Annotated in this window: 25 protein-coding genes; 16 read left to right on the plus strand and 9 right to left on the minus strand. The window is 71.8% G+C overall.

What is annotated here, in order from left to right; translation table 11 throughout:
* Nucleotides 1-6: 6 nt before the first annotated feature.
* The 3 genes from ACYVLT_RS29970 (at nucleotide 7) to ACYVLT_RS29980 (ending at nucleotide 1,701) form a co-directional block, all read left to right on the plus strand.
* Complete coding sequence (locus ACYVLT_RS29970) at nucleotides 7-681, plus strand: hypothetical protein (protein WP_461124147.1); 675 nt, start codon at nucleotides 7-9, stop codon at nucleotides 679-681.
* A gap of 111 nt (nucleotides 682-792) precedes the next feature.
* Nucleotides 793-1,446: an HNH endonuclease family protein gene (locus tag ACYVLT_RS29975; protein WP_461123523.1), complete on the plus strand. Its 654-nt coding sequence runs from the start codon at nucleotides 793-795 to the stop codon at nucleotides 1,444-1,446.
* A 6-nt stretch (nucleotides 1,447-1,452) separates the two neighbouring features.
* On the plus strand, nucleotides 1,453-1,701 hold the full coding sequence (locus ACYVLT_RS29980) for a hypothetical protein (RefSeq protein WP_461123524.1): 249 nt from the start codon (nucleotides 1,453-1,455) through the stop codon (nucleotides 1,699-1,701).
* Nucleotides 1,702-1,833: 132 nt separating this feature from the next.
* Here ACYVLT_RS29980 and ACYVLT_RS29985 read toward each other — a convergent pair whose 3' ends face one another.
* Both ACYVLT_RS29985 and ACYVLT_RS29990 read right to left on the minus strand, forming a co-directional pair.
* Nucleotides 1,834-2,910 (minus strand): FUSC family protein, encoded by a 1,077-nt coding sequence (locus tag ACYVLT_RS29985; RefSeq protein WP_461123525.1) that lies wholly within the window; start codon nucleotides 2,908-2,910, stop codon nucleotides 1,834-1,836.
* A gap of 4 nt (nucleotides 2,911-2,914) precedes the next feature.
* Nucleotides 2,915-3,322, minus strand: a complete 408-nt coding sequence (locus ACYVLT_RS29990; protein WP_360449064.1) for a DUF3151 domain-containing protein — start codon at nucleotides 3,320-3,322, stop codon at nucleotides 2,915-2,917.
* 293 nt (nucleotides 3,323-3,615) lie between these two features.
* Between ACYVLT_RS29990 and ACYVLT_RS29995 the strand changes: the two genes are divergently transcribed.
* From ACYVLT_RS29995 to ACYVLT_RS30005, 3 genes are all read left to right on the plus strand, one after another.
* The gene (locus ACYVLT_RS29995) at nucleotides 3,616-4,731 is read left to right on the plus strand and encodes a hypothetical protein (RefSeq protein ID WP_461124148.1); all 1,116 of its coding nucleotides are present in this window, start codon (nucleotides 3,616-3,618) and stop codon (nucleotides 4,729-4,731) included.
* Nucleotides 4,732-4,797: 66 nt separating this feature from the next.
* Nucleotides 4,798-5,976 carry a serine hydrolase domain-containing protein gene (locus tag ACYVLT_RS30000; protein WP_461123526.1) on the plus strand — a complete coding sequence of 393 codons (1,179 nt, stop codon included), beginning with the start codon at nucleotides 4,798-4,800 and terminating at the stop codon, nucleotides 5,974-5,976.
* Nucleotides 5,977-6,109: 133 nt separating this feature from the next.
* A complete protein-coding gene (locus ACYVLT_RS30005) occupies nucleotides 6,110-7,276 on the plus strand; it encodes a serine hydrolase domain-containing protein (protein WP_461123527.1) in 1,167 nt (388 codons plus the stop codon).
* 59 nt (nucleotides 7,277-7,335) lie between these two features.
* Here ACYVLT_RS30005 and fbaA read toward each other — a convergent pair whose 3' ends face one another.
* Nucleotides 7,336-8,370, minus strand: a complete 1,035-nt coding sequence (gene fbaA, locus ACYVLT_RS30010; protein ID WP_461123528.1) for a class II fructose-bisphosphate aldolase — start codon at nucleotides 8,368-8,370, stop codon at nucleotides 7,336-7,338.
* Between the two features lie 94 nt (nucleotides 8,371-8,464).
* Here fbaA and ACYVLT_RS30015 point away from each other — a divergent pair, with 94 nt between their 5' ends.
* Nucleotides 8,465-8,752, plus strand: a complete 288-nt coding sequence (locus tag ACYVLT_RS30015) for a DUF427 domain-containing protein (protein ID WP_461123529.1) — start codon at nucleotides 8,465-8,467, stop codon at nucleotides 8,750-8,752.
* A gap of 13 nt (nucleotides 8,753-8,765) precedes the next feature.
* On the opposite strand, the gene ACYVLT_RS30020 is transcribed toward ACYVLT_RS30015, so the two are convergent.
* A complete protein-coding gene (locus tag ACYVLT_RS30020; protein WP_461123530.1) occupies nucleotides 8,766-9,617 on the minus strand; it encodes a TIGR03620 family F420-dependent LLM class oxidoreductase in 852 nt (283 codons plus the stop codon).
* Nucleotides 9,618-9,726: 109 nt separating this feature from the next.
* Between ACYVLT_RS30020 and ACYVLT_RS30025 the strand changes: the two genes are divergently transcribed.
* Both ACYVLT_RS30025 and ACYVLT_RS30030 read left to right on the plus strand, forming a co-directional pair.
* Nucleotides 9,727-10,659, plus strand: a complete 933-nt coding sequence (locus tag ACYVLT_RS30025; protein ID WP_461123531.1) for an aldo/keto reductase — start codon at nucleotides 9,727-9,729, stop codon at nucleotides 10,657-10,659.
* Nucleotides 10,660-10,731: 72 nt separating this feature from the next.
* Entirely contained in the window at nucleotides 10,732-11,589 is an 858-nt protein-coding gene (locus ACYVLT_RS30030) for an SDR family oxidoreductase (RefSeq protein ID WP_461123532.1), read from the plus strand.
* Here the strand turns inward: ACYVLT_RS30030 and ACYVLT_RS30035 are convergent.
* On the minus strand, nucleotides 11,586-11,864 hold the full coding sequence (locus tag ACYVLT_RS30035; protein WP_461123533.1) for a YciI family protein: 279 nt from the start codon (nucleotides 11,862-11,864) through the stop codon (nucleotides 11,586-11,588). The genes ACYVLT_RS30030 and ACYVLT_RS30035 overlap by 4 nt on opposite strands.
* Before the next feature lie 66 nt (nucleotides 11,865-11,930).
* Between ACYVLT_RS30035 and ACYVLT_RS30040 the strand changes: the two genes are divergently transcribed.
* The 5 genes from ACYVLT_RS30040 to ACYVLT_RS30060 all read left to right on the plus strand — a co-directional run bounded on the left by ACYVLT_RS30040 (nucleotide 11,931) and on the right by ACYVLT_RS30060 (nucleotide 15,829).
* Nucleotides 11,931-12,509: a SigE family RNA polymerase sigma factor gene (locus tag ACYVLT_RS30040; RefSeq protein WP_360449039.1), complete on the plus strand. Its 579-nt coding sequence runs from the start codon at nucleotides 11,931-11,933 to the stop codon at nucleotides 12,507-12,509.
* A gap of 283 nt (nucleotides 12,510-12,792) precedes the next feature.
* Nucleotides 12,793-13,698, plus strand: coding sequence for an ROK family protein (locus ACYVLT_RS30045; RefSeq protein WP_461123534.1), 906 nt, complete (start codon nucleotides 12,793-12,795; stop codon nucleotides 13,696-13,698).
* Nucleotides 13,695-14,879 carry an N-acetylglucosamine-6-phosphate deacetylase gene (nagA, locus tag ACYVLT_RS30050; RefSeq protein WP_461123535.1) on the plus strand — a complete coding sequence of 395 codons (1,185 nt, stop codon included), beginning with the start codon at nucleotides 13,695-13,697 and terminating at the stop codon, nucleotides 14,877-14,879. Before ACYVLT_RS30045 ends, nagA begins: the two co-directional genes overlap by 4 nt.
* Nucleotides 14,880-14,883: 4 nt before the next feature.
* Nucleotides 14,884-15,069, plus strand: a complete 186-nt coding sequence (locus ACYVLT_RS30055) for a hypothetical protein (protein WP_461123536.1) — start codon at nucleotides 14,884-14,886, stop codon at nucleotides 15,067-15,069.
* A 10-nt stretch (nucleotides 15,070-15,079) separates the two neighbouring features.
* Entirely contained in the window at nucleotides 15,080-15,829 is a 750-nt protein-coding gene (locus tag ACYVLT_RS30060) for a DedA family protein (protein ID WP_461123537.1), read from the plus strand.
* A gap of 175 nt (nucleotides 15,830-16,004) precedes the next feature.
* Here the strand turns inward: ACYVLT_RS30060 and ACYVLT_RS30065 are convergent, their stop codons facing one another.
* Nucleotides 16,005-17,378 (minus strand): FAD-binding oxidoreductase, encoded by a 1,374-nt coding sequence (locus ACYVLT_RS30065; RefSeq protein WP_461123538.1) that lies wholly within the window; start codon nucleotides 17,376-17,378, stop codon nucleotides 16,005-16,007.
* 38 nt (nucleotides 17,379-17,416) lie between these two features.
* Nucleotides 17,417-18,514, minus strand: a complete 1,098-nt coding sequence (locus tag ACYVLT_RS30070) for a helix-turn-helix domain-containing protein (protein ID WP_461123539.1) — start codon at nucleotides 18,512-18,514, stop codon at nucleotides 17,417-17,419.
* 223 nt (nucleotides 18,515-18,737) lie between these two features.
* Between ACYVLT_RS30070 and ACYVLT_RS30075 the strand changes: the two genes are divergently transcribed.
* Nucleotides 18,738-20,354 (plus strand): hypothetical protein, encoded by a 1,617-nt coding sequence (locus ACYVLT_RS30075; protein ID WP_461123540.1) that lies wholly within the window; start codon nucleotides 18,738-18,740, stop codon nucleotides 20,352-20,354.
* 239 nt (nucleotides 20,355-20,593) lie between these two features.
* Nucleotides 20,594-21,259, plus strand: coding sequence for a DedA family protein (locus ACYVLT_RS30080; protein WP_461123541.1), 666 nt, complete (start codon nucleotides 20,594-20,596; stop codon nucleotides 21,257-21,259).
* A gap of 6 nt (nucleotides 21,260-21,265) precedes the next feature.
* On the opposite strand, the gene ACYVLT_RS30085 is transcribed toward ACYVLT_RS30080, so the two are convergent.
* Together ACYVLT_RS30085 and ACYVLT_RS30090 are read right to left on the minus strand one after the other, a co-directional pair.
* Nucleotides 21,266-21,901, minus strand: coding sequence for a nucleoside/nucleotide kinase family protein (locus ACYVLT_RS30085; protein WP_461123542.1), 636 nt, complete (start codon nucleotides 21,899-21,901; stop codon nucleotides 21,266-21,268).
* A complete protein-coding gene (locus ACYVLT_RS30090; protein WP_461124149.1) occupies nucleotides 21,883-22,707 on the minus strand; it encodes a PfkB family carbohydrate kinase in 825 nt (274 codons plus the stop codon). Before ACYVLT_RS30090 ends, ACYVLT_RS30085 begins: the two co-directional genes overlap by 19 nt.
* Nucleotides 22,708-22,778: the final 71 nt, after the last annotated feature.

Genomic DNA, 22,778 nt, shown 5'->3' on the forward strand with positions numbered 1-22,778 from the left:
CAGGAGATGATGGTGCGCGGAATCGTGCTGGCCTGCGGAAACTCGCAGTCGCCAATGATCACGGACGGTGACCGTTTCGAGCTGCGCCGAGTGGCGGAACGGCCCGGAAAAGCCGAGGTGGACGCGGTTCTCGCCGATTCGGGTGATAAACGTCTCGTCGTGCACGGCACGGACGCGGACCTCAACGCGGTGGTGCTGCGACTGCTGCGCACCGAACGGCTGGCCGACGTGCCGGTGGGGTACGTGCCCGCCGACCCGCGGTCCGAGGTGGCCAAGCTCTGGGGTCTGCCGACCGATACCGGCCGCGCGCTCGACCTCGCCCTGTCGGGCGATCCCGACCGGGTGCCACTCGTCCGTGACGACGTCGGCGGCGTGCTCGTCGGCCTCGGCTCGCTCGGCCCGGTGCGCGGCGTCGGCTACGGGGACGACACGGTGGTGCTCCGGGGTCAGGCGTCCCGACTGGAGGTCACCCCCGACCCGGCGGGCGGGCTGGGCCTGGTGGTGCACGTCATCCACAAGCGGCTGCTCGGCCGGAAGGTGACCAGCACGGCGGCGCGCGCGTTCCAACTCGGCTGCCTGCCGGTGCAGGTGAACTCGGACGGGATCGCGCACCCGCGACCGATGGGCAAGTGGACCTGGTACCGCCACACGGAGGACCTGCGGTTGATCCGCGGGATGTAGTGACTGAGGAATTTCCTCCCGCGCCATTCAGGCGTCACTCGAAAGCGTTGTAGCGGAAGGAGAATTGGCCCAAGGTAATTCCGACAGCTTCCAACTAGGAAGGTCGGAATTATGTCAACAGTTAACAAACGATTCCCTGCCGCACTCCGACTTCCGGCTCTTTCCCTGCTCCTGGCTGGTCTGCTGGCGGTCGGCCTGGCCACCCCGGCCCAGGCGACGCCGCCGAACATCCCGAGCACCGGCACCGCCCTGTCGGAGCTGGCCGCGCTGCGGGTCGCCACCGAGGGTTCGACCAGCGGCTACTCGCGTGACCTGTTCCCGCACTGGAGCACCGTCTCGGGCGCCTGCAACACCCGGGAGACGGTCCTCAAGCGCGACGGCACGAACGTGGTCACCGACTCCAGCTGCGCGGCCACGTCCGGCCGCTGGTACAGCCCGTACGACGGCGCGACCTGGACGCAGGCGTCCGACGTGGACATCGACCACGTCGTGCCGCTGGCCGAGGCGTGGCGCTCCGGCGCGGCGTCGTGGACCACGTCGCGGCGGCAGTCGTTCGCCAACGACCTGGCCGACCCGCAGCTCATCGCCGTCACCGACAACGTGAACCAGGCCAAGGGCGACCAGGACCCCGCCCTGTGGAAGCCGCCGCTGACCTCGTACTGGTGCACCTACGCGAAGATGTGGACCCGCTCGAAGTACAAGTGGGGTTTGACGGTGAACTCCGCGGAGAAGTCTGCACTGCAGAGCATGCTCGGGAGGTGCTGAGGACCGATGGCTGACCTGTCTTCCGCGTTCGTGGCCGGACCCGGCGGCGTCATGACCGACGAGGTCGGCGTGGTGACCGGCGATCTGGAGTTGCGCACCACGCTGGACGGCGGCGCCCTGCGCGCCACCGTGCGCTACGAGGGCGCGGAGGAGTGGTACGCCATCACCGGCGCATCGTGCCGCTTGGCCGACCCGAAGGACCACGAGGCGGTGCACGCCGTCCTGCTCGGCGTGCTCAACCGCCCCCAGGGCTAGGAACCCGCGAGGTCGCGTCGGTCGTTCGCGTCCTGATTTCCCGACGATCACGCTTTTCGATCGTCGGGAAATCAGGACGCGAACGACCGACTTCCCGGCGACCGAGCCCGCCGTCTGCGGAGCGGCGGCAATTCAACGCAGCGACGGCAACGAGCCTGCGGCGTCCGTCCGGGACAAGCCGGTGGCCTGCAACAAGTCCACGGCCACCGAACGCACCTGGGCCAGCACCACCTTCGTGGAGAAGCCCTCGCCGCCCAGGTGTTGCGCCGTGGCGCAGGTGGCCGCTTCGCAGATCGCCGCACGAGCCCGCTTCGGCTCCTCGCCGCGCCCCAGCTCCACCCGCAGCACGTCCACCGCGTCGGCGTACCGCCGCAGCACGTCGGGCAGCACGTCCGGCATCCGCTCGCCGTCCCGCAGCGCGGCCAACGCCCGCCGGGCCAGCACCCTGGTGTTGCGCAGCGCGTAGTCCACCGGCACCGCGGCCGTCTCGTACCGGCCCAGCTCGTGCCGCCTGCGCCAGCGGATCGGCGCGATGGTCGCGATCTCGCCGCCGGTCTTCAACGCCGACGCGAACTCGTCCACCGCCTCCTGGCTGTCGCGCAACCGCGCCAGCACCCCGGCGGCCTGCACGGCGTCGTGCTCGGACACCGCCGTCGCCACCCCGCGCAACGCCTCGGTCAGCTCGCCCAGCACCACCTTCGCCTGCCGGTGCGCCACGGTCAGCGGGTTCGCCGGCAGCAGCGCCGTCACGGCCAGCCCCACCAGCCCGCCGACCAGCGCGTCCACCATCCGGTCCAGCCCGCCACCGGCGCTGGGCGGCAGCAGCGTGGCGACCAGCACGGCCGACGACCCGGACTGCAACGCGATCACCGCGCCACCGTCCAGCAGCACCGCCGCGGACATGGCCAACGCCACCACCAGCGCGATCTGCCACGGCCCGGAGCCGATCAGCGAGATCAGCACGTCGCCGACGCCCACGCCGACCGACACGCCGACGACCAGCTCCACGACGCGCCGCAACCGCTGCCCGAGGGACACGCCGAGGCACACCACCGCGGCGATCGGCGCGAAGAACGGGTGCGCGTGGCCGACCACCTCGGTGGCGACCAACCAGGACAGCCCGGCGGCGAGCGCGGCCTGGCCGATCGGCAAGGCCGTGCTCCGCCACCGCTTCAGCCTGCGCGCCACCTCGTCGCGCACGGCTCCCACGTGCTCAGCTCAGGCCGAGTGCGGCGGGCGCCGCGGGGTCGCTGTCACCGAGGAACTTCTTGCAGCGCTCGTACTCCTCGGTCTCGCCGATCTCGTCGGCGGCCCGCGCCAGGGCCGCCAGGGCGCGCAGGAAGCCCTGGTTGGCGCGGTGCGACCAGGGCACGGGGCCGTGGCCCTTCCAGCCCGAGCGGCGCAGCTGGTCGAGGCCGCGGTGGTAGCCGGTGCGGGCGAAGGCGTAGCCGGCGACCGGGTCGCCGGTCTGCAACGCCCGCTCGGCGAGCAGCGCCCACGCCTCGCTGAAGTCGGGGTAGGCGCGGACGATCTTGGCCGGGTCGGTGCCGGCCTCGGCGGCGGCCTGCGCCTCCGGGCGGTCCGGCAGCAACGTGGGTTCGGGACCGAGCAGGTTCTCCATGCGGTCAGCTTAGGAATACCCGCGCCACGGCAGCGACCAGTGCCAGCACCAACGCGGTGACGATGACGCCCGCCACGACCTTCTTGCCCATGAACGCGCTCCTCGGGCTCTCAGTGAACTCTCAGGCCGCACCTTTCCGCGTGCAGCCATTCGGAGCAACGAACATCACCTGTTAGCATGAGCTCAACCGGGAAACAGCTGCTCATCGCACCCCTTAGGGGAAGTCCCCGGAAATACCAGGGCGGGTCACCCTTCCAGGCGCTCGGGTCGGGACGCATCATGGGCGGGTGAACATGGGGGTAACCAACCGCGTCGCGCGCTTCCGGGACCAGTACTGGGAGCGCGGCGAGCCGGGGCGCGAGACGCCGCCCGCTCTCGTCGCCTCGCTCTACCGGCTCTGGCTCGTCGGTCTGCTGCTCAAGCTGATCGGCTCCTCCTGGGACGTGGCCTGGCACTTCAAGTGGCTGCGCGACGAACTGGCGCCACCGCACCTGATCAACACCCTGGGCACGGTGATCGTGGTCGGGTTGACGCTGTTCCACACCTACACCGGCTACGGCGCGGACAAGACCGCGCTGCGGCTGATGCAGTGGGGCACCGGCGTCTTCCTGGTCGCGCTGCCCATCGACCTGATCAACCACCGGATCAACGGCCTGGACATCACGTCGTGGAGCGGGTCGCACGCCCTGCTGTACCTGGGCACCGCGATCATGCTCGCGGGCGCCATCCGGGGTTGGCTCAAGCTCTACCCGGCGGGCGGCCGGTGGCGGGTGCTCGGCCTGGCCGGGCTGTGGTTCTTCTTCCTGGAGAACATGTGGTTCCCCAACCAGCACCAGGAGTACGGCGTGCTGGAGATCGCCTCGTGGGACCGCGGCGACCCGTACGCCGAACCGAGCCTGCTGCAGTTCGCCGCCGACCAGATCGGCCGCCCGGTCGACCGCGAGTCGATCGTCCAGTTCTCGCTGCCCATCCCGGACTGGGTCTACCCGGTGTGGGGCCTGGTCGCGGCGGCCATCGTGCTGCTCGTCGCCCGGCGCACGATCGGCACGCCGTGGGCCGCGACGGCGGTGGCGGGCGGCTACGTCGCCTACCGCCTGCTGATCTGGCCTCTGCTCGGGGTCGCCGACTTCCCGCTGTCGACCGTGCCGATGTTCCTGCTGCTCATCGGCCTGGCCGTGGACGCCGCCCACCTGGGCCGGGTACCCGCGCCGGTGGCCGCGGTGCTCGGCTCGGCCGCCGTCACGGGCCTGGGCTACGGCGGGATCTGGGCGCAGCAGGCGCTGGACGCCGCCCCGCCGATCCTCTACCCGTCGGCGGCGGTGACGTTCGTGGTGCTCACCGCCCTGTGGCTGGCCGTCCACCGGCTCGGGGTGGGGCCAGCCCTACGACGACCACTGGTGACCGCCTGATTCCGATCGACCTCGTTCCCCCTGAGGATCAACCGGGTACAACCCGAATCCTTGGGGGGAACTTTCATGCGCCGACTACTGCGCGCGACCGTGGCCGGGGCGCTGGCCCTGTCCCTGACCGCGACCACCGCGGGCCTCGCCACCGCCACGCCGAACCGGCTGGCCGACGCGGTCGACCAGGCCCTGGCAGCGGGCGTGCCGGGGGTCGTGGTCCGGGTGGACGACGGTCGGGGCCGGCCGGTGGAGGCCGTCCGGCAGGCCGGCTGGACGCTGTCGGACCACCGGCTGCGGTCCGGCGACGGGTTCAAGATGGCGTCCAACACCAAGACGGTGTCCGCGACCCTGGTGCTGCAGCTGGTCGCCGAGCGCCGACTGGGCCTGGACGACCCGGTCGAGCGGTGGCTGCCGGGCGCGGTGCCCGACGGCGCGGGGATCACGCTGAGGATGCTGCTCAACCAGACCAGCGGCCTGTTCGACTACCTGGACGACCCGCGCCTGCTCGGCCTGCTCACCGGGCAGCACCCCCGGCCGTGGCCGCCGGCCGAGCTGATCGCGGTGGCCGCCGAGCACCCGCCGCTGTTCGCGCCCGGCGAGCGGTGGGACTACAGCAACACCAACTACACGCTCATCGGCATGGTGTTGGAGGCCGCGACCGGCCGGTCCTACGCCGACCTGGTCGAGCAGCGGGTCATCCGGCCGCTCGGCCTGCGGGACACCTACCTCACCACCGGCACGGGGTGGCGCGGCAGGCACGCACACGGGTACGAGCCCGACGCCGCGCACCTCGGCCCGCTGCTCCCGCCCGGCACGCCCGTCGGCGACGGTTTCGCGGGCCCGCAGCACGACGAGCACGTCGACGTGACCGGACTCGACCTCAGCCCCGCGTGGGCCGCAGGCGGCCTGGTGTCCACGGCGAAGGACTGGAACCGGTTCCTCACCGCCCTCATGTCCGGCCGCCTGATCCCGCGGCACCTGCTCGCCCAGATGCGTGAAGCGGTGCCCCAGGGCGGCGGCAGCGCCAACGGCTACGGCCTGGGCGTCATGGAGGTGAAGACGTCCTGCGGGACGGTCTGGGGCCACTCCGGCGGCTTCCCGGGCTACCGCAGCCACAACTACACCGACACCACCGGCACCCGCACCGTCACCGTGCTGATGACGACGATGTTCGCCCTCGCCGCGCCCGACGCGGCCGCGGCGCAGCAGGAGCTGGTGGACGCCGCCGTCTGCCGCATGTACGGCAAGTAGCTCACGAGGACCGGCTCTTCACCGGTTCGTGGTGGGGTCAACCCCCCGTCGAACACTAGTGACGGGCCGATTCCGCCGCACCCCGCTTCCCCCGAGGATCGGTCGGGCACGTCCCGAACCCGAAGGGGAGGCCATGCCGACACTCTTACGCACCGCGACAGCGGCCGTCGTCGCCGTCGCACTGGTAGGCGCCGGGACGGTGACCGCGTCCGCCACCGACGAGCTCACCGGCTTGGCCGAGGAGCTCGTCGCGGCGGGCGCGCCGGGCGTCATCGTCCGGGTCGACGACGGCCGCCGGGTCACCGAACTGGTCCGCCAGGCGCGCTGGACGGTCCGCGACCACCGCCTGCGGCCCACCGACCAGTTCCGGGTCGCCTCGAACACCAAGACGGTGACCGCCACGATCGCCCTCCAGCTCGTCGCCGAGGGCGTCCTGGCGCTGGCGGACCCCGTCGAGAAGTGGCTGCCGGGCGTCCTCCCGAACGGCCGGGCCATCACGCTGGAGATGCTGCTCAAGCAGACCAGCGGCCTGTTCGACTTCATCGACGACCCGCGCCTGTTCGGCCTCGTCACCGGGCAGCAGCCGCGCCACTGGCCGCCTGCGGAGCTGGTCGCCGTCGCCGTCGGGAACCCGCCGCGGTTCGCGCCGGGTGAGCGCTGGGGCTACAGCAACACCAACTACACGCTGGTCGGCATGGTCCTGGAGGCCGCGACCGGCCGGACCTACGGCGAGCTGGTGCGACGGCGCGTCACCGGGCCGCTGCGGCTCACCGACACCCGCCTGCCCACCGACTCGACGTTCCCCGGCCGGCACGCCCACGGCTACGAGCCGGACGCCGAGCACCTGGCGCCGCACCTGCCGCCCGGCGCCCCGCCCGGCCTCGGTTTCGCCGGCCCGGAGCACCACGACCGCGTGAACGTCACCGACATCGACATCAGCCCGATGTGGGCGGCGGCCGGCATGACCTCCACGGCCCGCGACTGGCAGCGCTTCCAGTCCGCGCTGCTCTCCGGCCGGCTGCTGCCGCGCGACCAGCTGAAGGCCATGCTCGCCACCGTCCCGCAGGGCGCGGGCCCGGTCCGCTACGGCCTCGGCGTGATGGAGGCCACCACCCGGTGCGGCACGGTCTGGGGTCACACCGGCGGCCTGCCGGGCTACTCCAGCTACAGCTTCAGCGACCGCACGGGCACCCGGAACGTCACCGTCCTCACCACCCGGATACAGCGCTTCGCCCCGGAGAACAACGAGATCGAGCTGGAGCTCTTCACTACGGCCGTCTGCCGCATGTACGGCAAGTAGGCAGAGCGCAACGGCCCCCTCCGAGAGCCGGAGGGGGCCGTCAGCCGTACCGGGGCGTCTCAGCCGGCGATCATGCGGCCGGACGACTTCAGGTGCTCGCACGCCTGGGCGATGCGGGCGGCCATGCCCTGCTCGGCGGCCTTGAGGTAGGAGCGCGGGTCGTAGGCCTTCTTGTTGCCGACCTCGCCGTCCACCTTCAGCACGCCGTCGTAGTTCTGGAAGAAGTGACCCACGATCGGACGGGTGAACGCGTACTGCGTGTCCGTGTCGATGTTCATCTTGATCACGCCGTAGGTCAGCGCCTCGTGGATCTCCTCCAGCAGCGAGCCCGAGCCGCCGTGGAAGACCAGGTCGAACGGCTTGGAGCCGGCCGGCAGGCCCAGCTTCTCGGCCACCACGTCCTGACCCTGCTTGAGGATCTCCGGCCGCAGCTTCACGTTGCCCGGCTTGTACACGCCGTGCACGTTGCCGAACGTGGCCGCGACCAGGTAGCGGCCCTTCTCACCGGCGCCGAGGGCCTCCACCGTCTTCAGGTAGTCCTCGGGGGAGGTGTACAGCTTCTCGTTGATCTCGTGCGCGACGCCGTCCTCCTCGCCGCCGACGACGCCGACCTCGATCTCGAGGATGATCTTCGCCTTGGCGGTGAGGTCGAGCAGCTCCGAAGCGATCTTCAGGTTCTCGTCGAGCGGCACGGCGGAGCCGTCCCACATGTGCGACTGGAACAGCGGGTTGAGCCCGCGGTCCACCCGCTCCTGGCTGATCGCGACGAGCGGCCGGACGTAGCCGTCGAGCTTGTCCTTCGGGCAGTGGTCGGTGTGCAGCGCGATGTTCACCGGGTACTTCTCGGCGACCACGTGCGCGAACTCCGCCAGCGCAACCGCGCCGGTCACCATGTCCTTGACCTTGGTGCCCGAGGCGAACTCGGCACCACCGGTCGAGACCTGGATGATCCCGTCGCTCTCGGCTTCTGCGAAACCACGCAGGGCCGCGTTGAGGGTCTCGGACGAGGTGACGTTGATCGCGGGGTAGGCGAACTCGTTCGCCTTCGCGCGGTCGAGCATCTCGGCGTAGACCTCGGGGGTTGCGATGGGCATCGGTGGGTCCTCCTCGGGTGCCCGGAACGCGGTGTCGGCAGCATCCTACGGCCACGGCCCGCCGGACGAAGATGATCAACGGCATAGTGGTGTCATGGCGACCGCACGGTGGAACGGCGAGATCATCGCCGAGAGTGACAAGACCGAGATCGTGGAGGGGAACCACTACTTCCCCCTGGAGTCGGTGCACGCCCAGTACCTCAGGCCGTCGGACACGACGTCGGTCTGCGCCTGGAAGGGCACGGCGAGCTACTACACCCTGCACGTGAAGGGTGCGGACAACCCCGACGCCGCCTGGTACTACCCGGACCCCAAGTCGGCCGCGGCCAACATCAAGGACCACGTCGCGTTCTGGAAGGGCGTCGAGGTCACCGCCGACTAGGCCCCGACCGCGGTCAGTCGGCGACGGGAACCAGGTCCCGCACGGCGGCCGCGATGTCGCGCAACGCCCGCTGGGCGTCGGAGGCGTCGAGGGCGCCGACCACCTGGACGGCCACGTGGTCGGCGCCCGCCTCGTGGTGCTCGCGCAGGCGCCGCGCGACCCGTTCGACCGGACCCCAGGCCACCAGCGCGTCGACCAGCCGGTCGCTGCCGCCGCCCGCCAGGTCCTCCTCGGTGAACCCGTGCCGCAGCCACGTGCGGGTGTGGTCGGGCAGCGCCAGGTACCGGGCCAGCGCCTGACGTCCCAGGTCACGGGCCCGCGCCGGGTCCTCCTCCAGCACCACGTGCTGCTCGGGCGCGAGCAGCACGCCGGCGCCGACGGCCTCGCGCGCCCGCGCCGTGTACTCGGGCGTCACCAGGTAGGGGTGGGCGACGCTCGTCCGGGCGGCCGCGAGGCGGAGCACCCGCGGTCCGAGCGCGGCCAGCGCCAGGCGGTCGCGCGGCACGTCCAGCTCGTCCAGGTAGTGGATCAACTTCTGGTAGGGGCTGTGATACACCTCACCCACCAGCTCGCGGTGCCCGGCGCCGATGCCCACCAGGAACCGGTCGGTCCACGCCAACGCCCGGTAGCCGTCGTTGACCTCGCCGGCCGGGGTCGTCCAGACGTTCAGCACGGCGGTGGCCACGGTGATCTTCTCGGTGGCGTCGAGCAGCTCGGAGACGGTGGCCAGCACGCTGCCGTCGGGCGATCCGCCCAGCCAGAGCGCACCGAAGCCGAGCTCTTCCAGTTCCGCCGCGTCCTCGCCGCGCCCGGCCCACCGCGCGGCCTGGTCCCACACGCCGTACCCGCCCAACTCGACCGTCATTTCGTCTCCCCACGAACTAGGTGCTGACGACTGGCAACCACCCGGCGCCACCATTTAGTCCTGACTTCTCGATTCGGCGCGAATGGACCACCCGACCTAGCTTCGCGACATGACGAAACTCGGAACCAGCGACCTCGACGTGTCGCGCCTGTGCCTGGGTGGCAACGTGTTCGGCTGGACCGCCGACGAGGACGCCTCGTTCGCCGTGCTGGACGCCTTCGCGGACGCCGGCGGCAACTTCGTGGACACCGCCGACTCGTACTCGGCGTGGGCCGAGGGGCACACCGGCGGCGAGTCGGAGACGATCATCGGGAAGTGGCTGCGCCGCCGCGGCGACCGGGACGCGGTCGTGGTCGCGACCAAGGTCGGCATGCTGCGGGGGCTGGACGACCTCGGCGCCGCCACGATCGAGCGGGCCGCCGAGGACTCCCTGCGCCGCCTGGGCGTGGACCACATCGACCTGTACTACGCGCACCGGGACGACCCGGGCACGCCCCAGGAGGAGACGCTGGCCGCGTTCGACCGCCTGGTCGCCGCCGGCAAGGTGCGGCACGTCGCCGCCTCCAACTACTCGGCCGAGCGGCTCACGTCCGCGCTCGCCGTGGCCGAGCGCGAGGGTTTCGCCAAGTTCGTCGCGCTCCAGCAGGCCTACAACCTCGTGGACCGCTCCTACGAGGGCGAGCTGTCCCGCGCGGTCGCCGACCACGGGTTGGCGTCCGCGCCGTACTGGGGCCTGGCGAAGGGGTTCCTGACCGGCAAGTACCGGCCGGGCGTCACGGTCGAGAGCGCACGGGCCGCGGGGGCGTCGAAGTACCTCGACGAGCGCGGCCTGCGCATCCTCGCGGCACTGGACGAGGTCGCGGAGAGCCACGACACCACCCAGGCGGCGGTCGCCCTGGCGTGGCTGGCGGAGCAGCCGACGGTGGCCGCGCCGATCGCGTCGGCCCGCACCGCGGCGCAGTTGGCCGACCTGCTCCCAGCCCTGCGGCTGGAGCTCAAGGCGGACGAGGTGGCGGCCCTGACCGACGCCAGTCGAGTTTAACTCTCCAGTAGCTTACTCGCGGTAAGTTGCGTTACGGTGACCTCCTGGCTCCGACCGGCTGAGGAGGTCACCGTGGACGTTGCGGGCAAGGTTGTCCTGATCACAGGCGCGGCGAGGGGCATCGGCGCCGAGGTGGCGCGGCGCCTGGCGGCGAAGGGCGCGCGGCTGGCACTGGTCGGCCTGGAGGGTGAGCAGCTGCGGGAGGTCGCCGAGCAGTGCGGCGGCCGGGCGTGGGAGGCCGACGTCACCGACTGGGAGGCGCTGGAGGCCGCGGTCGAGGGCGTGGTCGACCACTACGGCGGCATCGACGTGGTCGTGGCCAACGCGGGCATCGCCGCCACCGGCTTCATCCGGTCGATGGACCCCGCCGCGTTCGAACGGGTCATCGAGGTCAACCTGCTCGGCGTGTGGCGCACGGTCCGGACGTGCCTGCCGCACCTGATCGCGAGCCGGGGCTACTGCCTGGTCGTGTCGTCGCTGGCGGCGATCGTGCACATCCCGGGCAACGCCGCCTACTCCGCCGCGAAGGCGGGCTGCGAGGCGTTCGCGGACAGCCTGCGCGCCGAGGTGCGGCACCTGGGCGTGGACGTCGGTGTGGCGTACTTCTCGTGGATCTCCACCGACATGGTCGAGAGCGCCGACGAGCACCCGGTCTTCGGCCCGCTGCGCCGCAGCATGCCGGGCCTGGCGGGCAAGAAGTACCCGGTCTCCGACGTCGGCAAGGCGGTGGTCCGCGCGATCACCCGGCGGTCCAAGGCCGTGCACGTGCCGGGGTGGGTCGGCGGCCTGAAGGTCTTCCGCGCGTTCACCCCGAAGGTCGTCGACCGGCAGGCACCCGGGTCGGTGCCCGCGGCCGACCGCGAGATGGCCGCGAACGACCTGTCCGGCCTGGTCGGACCGGGCGGGACGGCCGCCGCCAAGAAGCGCTAGACCCAGACGCCCGTCAACGTCTGCCACTCGTGCACGCGCGTCCCGGCCACCACGCCGGCGCGCGTGTACGGGTCGGCGGCGAGGACCTCTCGCAACTCGGCCTCGTCGGCGACCTCGTAGACCAGCAGGGCGCCGGACTGGTCGGCGTAGGGACCGGACACGAGCAGCGCACCCCGCTCCACCAGCGTCGCCAGGTACTCGCGGTGCGCGGGCCGGACCGCCATCCGCTCGTCCTGGTTGTCCCCGAACTCCAACTCGACCGCGAACCGGGCCATCGAATCCCCACCTCCGTTGTGCAGCGCCGCGCCGAAGCTACCCGGTGAGGAGGTAACGTCATTTCCGTGGTCGGTCCCGATCGGAACAGCGGCGGCATCGCGCGTGTGCAGGACACGCTGACGAACCTGCGGATCCAGGACGGCGCGGCACCGGCCCCGACCGGCCCGCTGACCCTGGAGGACCTCTACCGCCAGCACCGCATGCGGTTGGTCCGGCTGGCGCTGCTGCTGGTCGACGAGCCCGCCACGGCCGAGGACGTGGTGCAGGAGGCGTTCACCGGCCTGCACCGCAACTGGAAGAACCTGCGGGACGCTCAGGCCGCCGTCGGCTACCTGCGGACCGCCGTGGTCAACGGCTCGCGCAGCGTGCTGCGTCGACGCAAGACGGCCCGCGACTACACCCCTCCGCACGTGGCCAACGCGAGGTCGGCGGAGAGCCTGGCCATGCTGACCGCCGAGCACCAGGCGGTGGTGGCGGCACTGTCCCAGCTGCCGCCGAGGCAGCGCGAGGTGCTCGTGCTGCGGTACTACGGCGACCTCTCGGAGGCCGAGATCGCCGAGGCCACCGGCATCAGCAAGGGCACGGTGAAGAGCACCGCCAGCCGTGCGCTGGACGCCCTGCAGAAGATCATGGCCGGCAACTAGCCGCTCATCCACCGGCCACCACCCACCGGCGTTCGCTTCGCAGGGGTCCCCGCCCAGGGGATCCCTGTTCTTGATCCTGCCACCACACACCGACAGAAACGCCTCGCCGGCCGCAGCCTGTGGACAACTCGGGCCGCGCGGATGAACAGGGATCCGGCAGCGCCCCGGCAGGGCTCCAGCGGTGCTCCGGCACGGCCCGGGCACGCGCGCGGCCACAGCGGAGCTGCCCAATCCGAGACTTGGTATAGACCAATGGCGGTCGGATGCCGCAGTATCGGTCCTCGTGGCGCGCACAAGACACGTGATAGCCGTCGACGTCGGCGGAACCGGGACCAAGGCGGCCCTGGTCGGCGGCGGTCCCGGCGGGGTGCGGGCGGTGACGCGGCTGCGGCGGCCGACCAGGCCCGGTGGGGACGCCGTGGTCGAGGACGTGGCCGCGCTGGTCGAGGAGTTGCGCGCCGCCTCGGCGCACCCGGTCGACGCGATCGGGCTCGTCGTCCCGGGCATCGTGGACGAGGTGACCGGCACCGGTGTGTACTCCGCGAACCTCCGCTGGGCCGACTACCCGTTCCGCACCCGGGTCGAAGCCGCCACGGGCCTGCGCACCGCGTTCGGCCACGACGTCCGGGCCGGTGGCCTGGCCGAACTGCGCCAGGGCAACGCCCGCGGCCTGACCGACGCGGTGATCATGCCGATCGGCACCGGCATCGCCGCGGCCCTCGTCCTGGACGGCCGGGTCTCGGCCGCGCCGGGCGAGGTCGGGCACGTGGACGTGGGCCACGGCGACCCGTGCGGCTGCGGCCAGACGGGGTGCGTGGAAGCGCGGGCGAGCAGCGCCGCGATCGCCCGCCGCTACACCGAGCGCGCGAACCGCCACGTCGACGGCGCGGCGGAGGTGGCGAGGCTGCTCACCGAGGGTGATCCCGACGCGGCCGAGGTGTGGCGGGAGGCGGTGGACGCGCTCGCGAGGGGCATCCTGCTGATAGCGGCACTGCTGGGTCCGCAAGCCGTGGTGCTGGGCGGTGGCCTGGCACTGGCGGGTCCGGAGCTGACGGATCCGCTGGGCGGACGACTGGACGAGCTGATCACGTTCCAGCGACGCCCGGAACTGCGGTTGGCGGCGTTGGGCGACGAGGCCGGGTGCCTCGGGGCCGCGCTGCTGGCCATCGACATGCTGGAGGACAGATGAGCACGTGGGGTGGACCCGTGGACGTGACCCTGACCGGTGGTCGGGTCGTCACGCCCGACGGGGTGCTCGAACAGGGGTGGGTCGCGGTGCGGGACGGGCTGATCGCGGCCGTCGGCGAGGGGGCGCCGCCGGACGGCCCGACCAGGGACGTGGGCGGTGGTTGGCTGGTGCCGGGCTTCGTGGACATCCACTGCCACGGCGGCGGCGGTGAGGCGTTCACCAGCGCCGACCCGATCCGGGTGATCAAGGCGGCGAACGCGCACCGCAGGCACGGCACCACCACGCTGCTGGCGAGCCTGGTGTCCAGGCCGGTCCCGGAACTGGCCGATCAGGTCAAGGCCCTGACCGAGCTCGTGCGGGACGACGTCGTCGCGGGCATCCACCTGGAGGGCCCGTTCCTGTCCGCCGCGCGCTGCGGCGCGCACGACCCGGCCATCCTCCGCCCGCCCGACCGGGGCTCGATCGACAAGCTGCTCGACGCGGGCGACGGCGCGGTCCGCATGATCACCGTCGCGCCGGAGTTGGAGCACGGCGTGGACGCGGTCCGCCACCTCGTGGACAACGACGTGCTGGCCGCGATCGGCCACACCGACGCGACCGAGGCGCAGATCCGCCCGGCGGTCGAGGCGGGCGCGACCGTCGCCACGCACCTGTTCAACGGGATGCGCCCGCTGCACCACCGCGAGCCGGGCCCGATCGGCGCCCTGCTGGACGACGAACGCGTCACCGTCGAGCTGATCTGCGACCTGGTGCACCTGCACCCCACGGCGGTCCGCCTCGCCGCGCGGCACGCGGGCGTGCACCGGACCGTCCTGGTCACCGACGCGATCGCGGCGGCGGGCGTCGGCGACGGCGTCTACGACGTGGGCGGCCTCGAAGTGCGGGTGGTGGACGGCGTGCCGACGCTCGCCGGCGGCGCGTCCCTCGCGGGCAGCACGCTGACCATGGACGCCGCGTTCCGCAACGCGGTGCAGTCGTGCGGCCTGACCGTGACCGAAGCCGTGCACGCCACGTCCACCCGTCCCGCCCGGCTGCTCGGCCTGCAGGACCGCACGGGTGAACTGCGCGCCGGTCTCGCCGCCGACGTCGTGGTGCTGGACACCGAGCTGAGGCCGCGCGAGGTGATGTGCCGGGGCGCGTGGGTAGCCTCTGCCGGAGCAGGCAATCTGACGAGGGACTGACCGGGTGCCCGAAGACCACGAGAAGCTGGTGGCCGACGCGTTGCGCGCCCAGGCCACCAGCACCGGGGCGCACGCCCCCGTGCCCGCGCGGCGGGCCCGCCCGTCGCTGGGCGCGGGGTGGGTGCTGCTGCTCGCCGTGCTGCTCGGGCTGGCCGCCGGCACGGTCGTGGCGGTCATGACGCTCAGGTAGTGCCTGTACCGTGGGCGCCGTGACGGTCGCCCCCACCTCCACGCTCGCCCTCGGCCCCGAATGGCTCGACCCGCAGGTCCTGCTGCAAGGACTCGGGCCCTACATGCTGGTCGGGCTGTGCTTCATCGTCTTCGCGGAGTGCGGTCTGCTGGTCGGCTTCTTCCTGCCCGGCGACTCCCTGCTGTTCACCGCGGGCCTGTTCGTGGCCTCGGGGCTGCTGGAGTACCCGCTGTGGCTGGTGTGCCTGCTGCTCACGGTCTGCGCGTTGGCGGGCAACGTGGTCGGCTACTGGATCGGCTACCGGGCCGGACCCGCGCTGTTCAACAAGCCCGAGTCGAAGATCTTCAAGAAGGAGTACGTCGACAAGACGCACGAGTTCTTCGACAAGTACGGCGCCCGCGCGATCGTGATGGCGAGGTTCGTGCCGATCGTGCGCACGTTCATCACCGCGATGGCGGGCGTGGGCCGGATGGACCCGCGCAAGTACTTCACGTACTCCCTGATCGGCGGCATCGCGTGGGCCGCGGGCCTCACGGTGCTGGGCTACTTCCTCGGCCAGATCCAGTTCGTGCGCGACAACCTGGAAATGATCCTGATCCTGATCGTGCTGATCTCGGTCGTGCCGATCGTCATCGAGATCATCAAGGCGCGGCGGGAGAAGAAGTCGCTGCTCGCCCAGGAGGCGGCCGACATCACCGAGGTCATCGACTTCGTGGACGACCGGATGGACGAGACCCAGCAGATCCGCCGCGTCGACTGAGCACCACCCCCGCGAGATCGCCGTCGGTCGTCTGCCTCGGCCGCACCGACCCTGCGAGGTCGCGTCGGTCGTCCGGTGCCCATCCTGCGGCGATCACGCTTTTCGATCGTCGCGGGATGGGTGCCGGACGACCGACTTCCGGGCGACCGAGCCGCCGTCTGCGGAGCAGCGGCAATCAAACGCTAAACATTGAGCCCGGGTTGAACAGGTTCTGTGGGTCCAGCGCGCGCTTGATCTCGCGGTGGACCCGCAGGCCCACCGGTCCGATCTCCCGGGCCAGCCACTCGCGCTTGATCTTGCCGATGCCGTGCTCGCCGGTGACCGTGCCGCCCAGCGCCAGGCCAAGCTCCAGGATCTCGTCGAACGCCCGGCGCGCCGCCGCGAACTCGTCCGCCGATGCCGGGTCGTAGACGATCGTCGGGTGCATGTTGCCGTCACCGGCGTGCCCGACCACGGCGATCCGCAGCCCAACCGACACGCTGATCCGCTCGCACCCGGCGATCAGGTCCGCGACCTTCGTCCGCGGCACGCACACGTCGTCGGTCAGCCACGCGCCGTAGAGCTCCAGCGCGGGCAGCACGGACCGCCGCGCGGTGAGCAGGTCACGGCCCTCGCCCAGGTCCTCGGTCGCGTAGACGAGCTCGGCGCCCGCCGCCACGCACGCCTGCTCGATCGCGGCCAGCTCCCGCCGTCCCGCCTCACCACCCGAGTCGGACTGGCACAGCAGCAGCGCCGCGCCGGCGTTCAGGTCGGTCTTCAGGTACTGCTCGACCGCCCGGATGGAGGTGCGGTCCATGATCTCCATCAACGACGGCACGATGCCCTCGGTCACCACCCGGCTCACCGCCACGCCCGCGGCCGCCGTGCTGGTGAACGCGGCCACCAGCGTGGCGGGCGCCTGCGGCAGCGGCCGCAGCGCCAGGGTCGCGCGGGTGATCACGCCGAGCGTGCCCTCGCTGCCGACGAACAGCTTGGTCAGGTCGTACCCGGCCACGCCCTTGACCGTGCGCCGACCGGTCCGCAGCAGCTCGCCGTCCGCGAGCACCACGTCGAGCCCGAGCACCGAGTCCGTGGTCACGCCGTACTTCACGCAGCACAGCCCGCCCGCGTTGGTGGACAGGTTCCCGCCGATCGTGCACCAGTCGTAGCTGGACGGGTCCGGCGGGTAGAACAGCCCGTGCTTCTCCACCGCGCCGCGCAGGTCGAGGTTCACCACCCCGGGCTCGACCACGGCCAGCCGGTTGTCCGGGTCGATCTCCACGATGGCGTTCATCTTGGTGGTCACCAGCACCACGCAGCCGTCGATCGCGTTCGCCGCGCCCGACAGCCCGCTGCCCGCGCCGCGCGGCACGATCGGCGTCCGCGCCGCCGCACAGGCCCGCACGACCGCCTGCACCTGTTCGGTCGACGTCGGCAGCACCACCGCCAACGGCTGCCCGTAGGGCGCCAGCGGCATCATGTCGCGCTGGTAGCTCGCGGTGACGTCGACGTCGGTCAGCACCGCGTCGGCGCCGACGGCGGACCGGAGTTCGGCGAGCAGAGCCTCCATCGCTCCACGCTAACCGTTTCGCGGACTCAGGAGCAGGGTCAGTGCCACGTGATCCCGTAGAAGATGAACGAGCCGCCGGCCGAGGGCAGCGAGCGCACTTCGAGTGACGCGTAGCGGCCGAGCTTGCTGCGCGCGCAGAGCAGGCTGCCGACGTGCAGCTCCGCGAACTCCACGCGGTCGCGCCACTCGGTGATCCGGGCGCACCGGGCGCGGTCGGGCGGCGTGCTCTCGGGGATGACCGCGAGCCGCGCCCCGTAGGCCGTGAAGACGCCCGACGCGTCGATCTGGAGCTCGCCGGGCGTGTCCGCGTCGTGCCGCCAGTACTCGATGTCCACCCAGTTGTAGCCCTGCTGCCGGACCAGCTCGACGGTGCGCTGCTCCTGGACGCCGTCGAACCGGCCGGGGTTCTCGCCGGGATCCGGCTTGTCCGTCGTGGGCGTGGTGGTCCGCGTCGTCCCGGGTGTTCCCGTGGTCGCCGGCGGTTGCCCGGCTCCCGTCGGCACGGTCGGGCGGCTCGGTTGCGACGACGGCGCCTCGTCCGACGTGGGAGCGGTGCTCGACGCGGCCGAGGAACCGAACGTCGCCGGTAACGGCATGGCGGTCGCACCGGTGGTCACCGTGACCGTGGGCCTCGCCCGCGGATTCCCGGCCACTTGCGAGGAAACGAGCACGATGCCGACCACCACCGCCACCACCGCGGAAATCACGAGCACCCGCCGCCTGCCTCCGGCCGGCTCCTCGGTGGCCTCGAAAACCACCGGCTCCGGCCCCGGTTGCACCTCCTGCGGGGATTCCTCTGCCAACGATTCCCCTGCCGACAGTTCCTCTTCCGGCGGTCCCTCTTGCGGCGGTTCCGGAGAACGCGGGCTCGACGCCCGTTCCCACTTCTCCCGCCACCCCACGACGTCCCCACCGCAGGCCGAGACGAACGCCTTGGTGACCTCCCAGGTCGGCAACGCCTTCCCGGCCGTGGCCGCCTGCAACGCCGCGTACGAGTAGTTGGCCAGCGGCACCATCGCGCGGTAGGTCAGCCCGGACTCCTTGCGCAACGCCCGCAGCTCGTGGGCGAACGCCTGCACCGGCCCCGCCTCCGGGTCGAGCGGCTCCTCCGGACGACCGACCGCGCGGCTGCTCATCGCACTCCTCTCGCCCGACCGACCGGCAGATTAGTGGCACCCGACCGAGCCGGGTCCGCGAACGCCCGGTCATTCACCCAGATGACCCGCACCAACCCGCCCACCTGCGGAAACACCTCGCCACTTGATTGGTTGACCAGGGCTTCCCGGCACGTCTTCCTGATCAATTCCCGCCGCCGTACGACTGGTCGGGCAACGTCCCAACGCCCCGATCGGAGCGAGCATGAACCCGAAGGCCAGGCACCGACGCCCCGGCGTCGCCGCCGCCGTCCTGCTGCTGTTGACCACCCTGCTGGCGGCGCTCCTCGCACCGCCCGCGTCCGCCGCACCGGGCACCGCGCGGATGACGTCGTTCGACCCGCGGGTGCACGGCTTCCAGTTCGCCAACCAGTTCCAGACCACGCCGTTCCAGAACGTGGGTCTGCCCGACTGGCGCTTCGGCGGCCTGTGCGGCGGCATGTCCTACGCGGCGCTCGACCACTTCTTCACCGGCAAGCGGCCGCCCCGGCAGGACACCCTCCCCGCGACCGGGTCGCCCCTCTATAACTACATCTACCAACGCCAGGAAACGTCGCTGAAGGACAACGCCGACAAGTGGCTGGAACTGATCGCCAACCCGTTCGGCTGGCGCACGACGGAATTCTTCAACTGGGGCCTGCAGGGCTTCAACGGCGGCCGGTTGGAGGAGCTGCGCCGCGAGATCGACGCCGGCCGGCCCGCGCCGCTCGGGTTGTTCAAGAACGGCAACGGCGGGCTCCAGCCGCACCACCAGGTCGTCGCGATCGGCTACGACATGGGCCGCTACACCGGTGACCTGGGCGCGTTCAAGGAGGACCTGAAGATCTTCGTGTACGACCCGAACTTCCCCAACGAGGTCATCACCATGGTCCCGCGCCCGGCGACCACCTCCTACCAGTACCTGGAGCACCCGGAGAAGACCTGGCAGACCTACTTCGTGGACCGCAGGTACCGGGCCGCGACGCCGCCCGCCTTCCCGGACGTGGTGCCGCCGAGCGGCGACCGGACCACCCAGTTGCAGCTCCACGTGCGCACCGGCGGCGACGACCTGCGCGGCGGGCAGGACAACGTCAACGCCACCGTCCACTTCCGCTCGCACGACCCGGTGGTCATCCCGAACATCAACCGCAGCGCGCGCTGGATCAACCACTACGACCAAGTGGTCCTGTTGCAGCTGCCGATGGCCTACCCCATCGGTGACGTGACCGGAGTCACACTGACGACCACGTTCGGCGGCGGTCTCGGCGGCGACAACTGGAACGTCGACCGGTTGGCCGTCCGCCCGGCCGGCACCTCGACGACGCTGTACGAGGCGTCCGGCACGCCGCTGGTCCGGTTCACCGGCGAGAACCGGCCGTTCACCGCCCGCGTCGACAAGGTCCTCGACGGCGGTTTCGAGGGCCAGCCCACCCGCGGCCTGTCCGCGCCGTGGCGCGCCGAGGGCCCGGACCCGAAGGGCGTCGACATCAACCTCGGGTTGCAGCAGTCGGGCCGCAAGAACGGGTTCCTCTGGTCGGCCGGCCGCACCTGGAACGCCATCACCCAGGTCGTCCCCGTCCAGCCGCACCGCGTGCACGTGCTGCGCGGGTGGGTCCGGACCAGTGGCAACGTCACCGGCGGCTTCTTCGGGGTCCGCGCCGGCACCGGTGCGGCACCGCACACCGAGCGCCACTTCACCGCCGCGAACCACGTCCAGTACCGGCTGGTCGAGATCCCGTTCAACCCCGGCCCGAACGGGGAGATGACCGTCTTCGTCGGCTACTGGGGTCCGGGCGGTGAGAGCTGGGTCCAGGTGGACGCCATCTCCGTCCTGCCCGCCTGAGCCGGACTCGGTGAGGGGCCCCCGCGGGCAACGTGCCCGCGGGGGCCTCCTCGCGCCCGGACCGACCTGGCTGTCCGGGGTTGCGGAATGCCGTAGCCGCCGACGCCGGCGCGCAGATTGCGCAAGATCGCTGCACCACGTGCCCGGACGTGCGCGAACCGCGACGACGCCCAGGCTTCGGCAAGGCGTTATCCCCATGTCGCCCAGGCGACGCCGCGGTCCCACGTAGGCTGCATCTCGTGGTGTTGTCCGCATCGTCCGAGGCTGTCGCATTCGTTCAGCTCGATTCCGCAGGCCCGTTGGCCGTGTGGCTGATCACGCTGAGCTTCATCTTCTTCGAGTGCGCGTTCATCTTCGGCTTGTTCCTGCCCGGCGACTCGTTGCTGTTCGCCGCCGGTGTGGTGCTCGCGTCGCACGAGGCCGAGCTGTCCGCCTGGCTGCTGTCGGGGGTCGCGCTGGTCGTGGCCGTCGTCGGCAACCAGATCGGCTACTACATCGGCAGGCACACCGGCACGCGTCTGCTGGCCCGCCGCGGCGGCAAGGTGCTCAACAAGCAGAACCTCGCCAAGGCCCGCGACTTCCTCGACCGACGAGGCTTCTGGGCGATCGTGCTGGCTCGCTGGATCCCGTGGGTGCGCACGCTGGCGCCGATGATCGCGGGCGCGGCGCGGATGGACCCGAAGCGGTTCATGCTCGCCACGACCATCGGCGCGATCGCGTGGGTGCCGACGCTGGTGCTGGCCGGCTACTACGGCGCGGGCCTGCTGACCGCCGTGCCGTGGCTGGAGACGGCGGCGGTGATCCTCAGCATCGCGTTCTTCGTCGGCGGCACGGCCTACGGCCTGATCCGGTACCGGCAGGAGATGCGCAAGCCGGTGGACGAAGAGGTCACCGCAGCACCGTGACGGCGGTCACAGCACCTCGGTGATCAGCAGGTCGGCGGCGGACTGGGACGCGTTCACCATGAGCGCGTTCACGTGGTCCGTGCCGTGCAGCACGCGTTCGCGCGCGTCCTCGACCGACCGGCCGTACCGGACGTGCCGGTCGATCAGCCGCGCCACCCGGAGGTCCTCGTCGATCGCGAGGAACCACGCCTCGTCCAGCACCACCCGCACGCGCTTCCACTTGTCGTACTGGAGCAGCAGGTAGTTGCCCTCGGTGACGACCAGCGGCACGGACGGGTCGACCGGCACCGCGCACGCGACCGGCTCCTCGATCTCGCGGCGGAACTCCGGCGCGTACACCACGTCGGGCCCGCGCGCCTTCAACCGGCCGAGCAGGTCCACGTAGCCGGGGACGTCGAACGTGTCCGGCGCGCCCTTGCGGTCGGCGATGCCCAGGCGCGCCAGCTCCTGCTGGGCCAGGTGGAAGCCGTCCATGCCGACCAGCGCGGCGTCGTCGCCCAGCGCGTCGACCAGTCGGCGCGCCAGCGTCGACTTGCCCGAGCCCGGCGCGCCGCCGATGCCGAGCAGCCTGCGCTCGCCGGTGTCCACCAGCAACCGCGCCCGGTCGACCAGCTCGTCGAACTTCACCCGCTGTCCCGCCACCGTCCCAGCTCCTCCACCCAGTCCCACGCGGTGTGGCGCACGCGCACCGCGGCGACCTCGTTCGCCCACCGGACGGCGTCGTCCACCGCCAGCCCGTCGGCAACCGCGACCGCCAGCGCACCGTGCCACACGTCGCCCGCGCCGTTGGTGTCGCGCACCTCGACAACAGGTACCTGTCGGGAGCCCGTGACACCACCGGACGACCACGTGACGGGACGCGGGCCGTGCGTGCGGATGACCAGCGGCACGCCGCGGGCGTGCACCTCGGCCTCGGACAGCTCGAACGCGGCCGAGCACGCGGCGACGTCCACGAGCGGCAGCAGGTCGTGCAGCACGGGTTTCCAACTGCCCGCGTCCAGCACCACGGGCACACCGGCGCGTTTCGCGTGCCGTGCGGCCGCCAGTGCCGACGGACCGAGGTGGCCGTCCACCAGGACCACGTCCGCCGCCTCGACCAGCGCCGGGTCCACCTCGGCGGCCACCTCGAAGCCGACCGCGTTGCGCGAGATCACGGTCCGCTCGCCGTCGCGCTCGCGCACCGCGACCATGCTCAGCGCCGGCCCGCCCGCCCCGACCGAGTGCACCTCCACGGGGTGCAGCCGGGACGCGGCGAACTCGCCGAGCTCGCCGCCCAACGCGGTCAGCAGCACCGCCCGGTGCCCCAGCGCCGCCACCGCGCGCGCCGCGTTCGCGGCCGGACCGCCGGGCGCCAGGTGCACGCCGAGCGACTGCACCTTCTGCCCCGGCTCGGGGAACTCGGCCACCCGCTGGCTCACGTCCACGGTCGTCAGCCCGACACACAGCACCGAAGCCACGGCACGTCACTCCTAGCAGGTAGAGTCCCCCGCAATCGCTTGCGCAAGCCCGAACGGGGACG

The sequence above is a fragment of the Saccharothrix stipae genome (assembly GCF_054781895.1).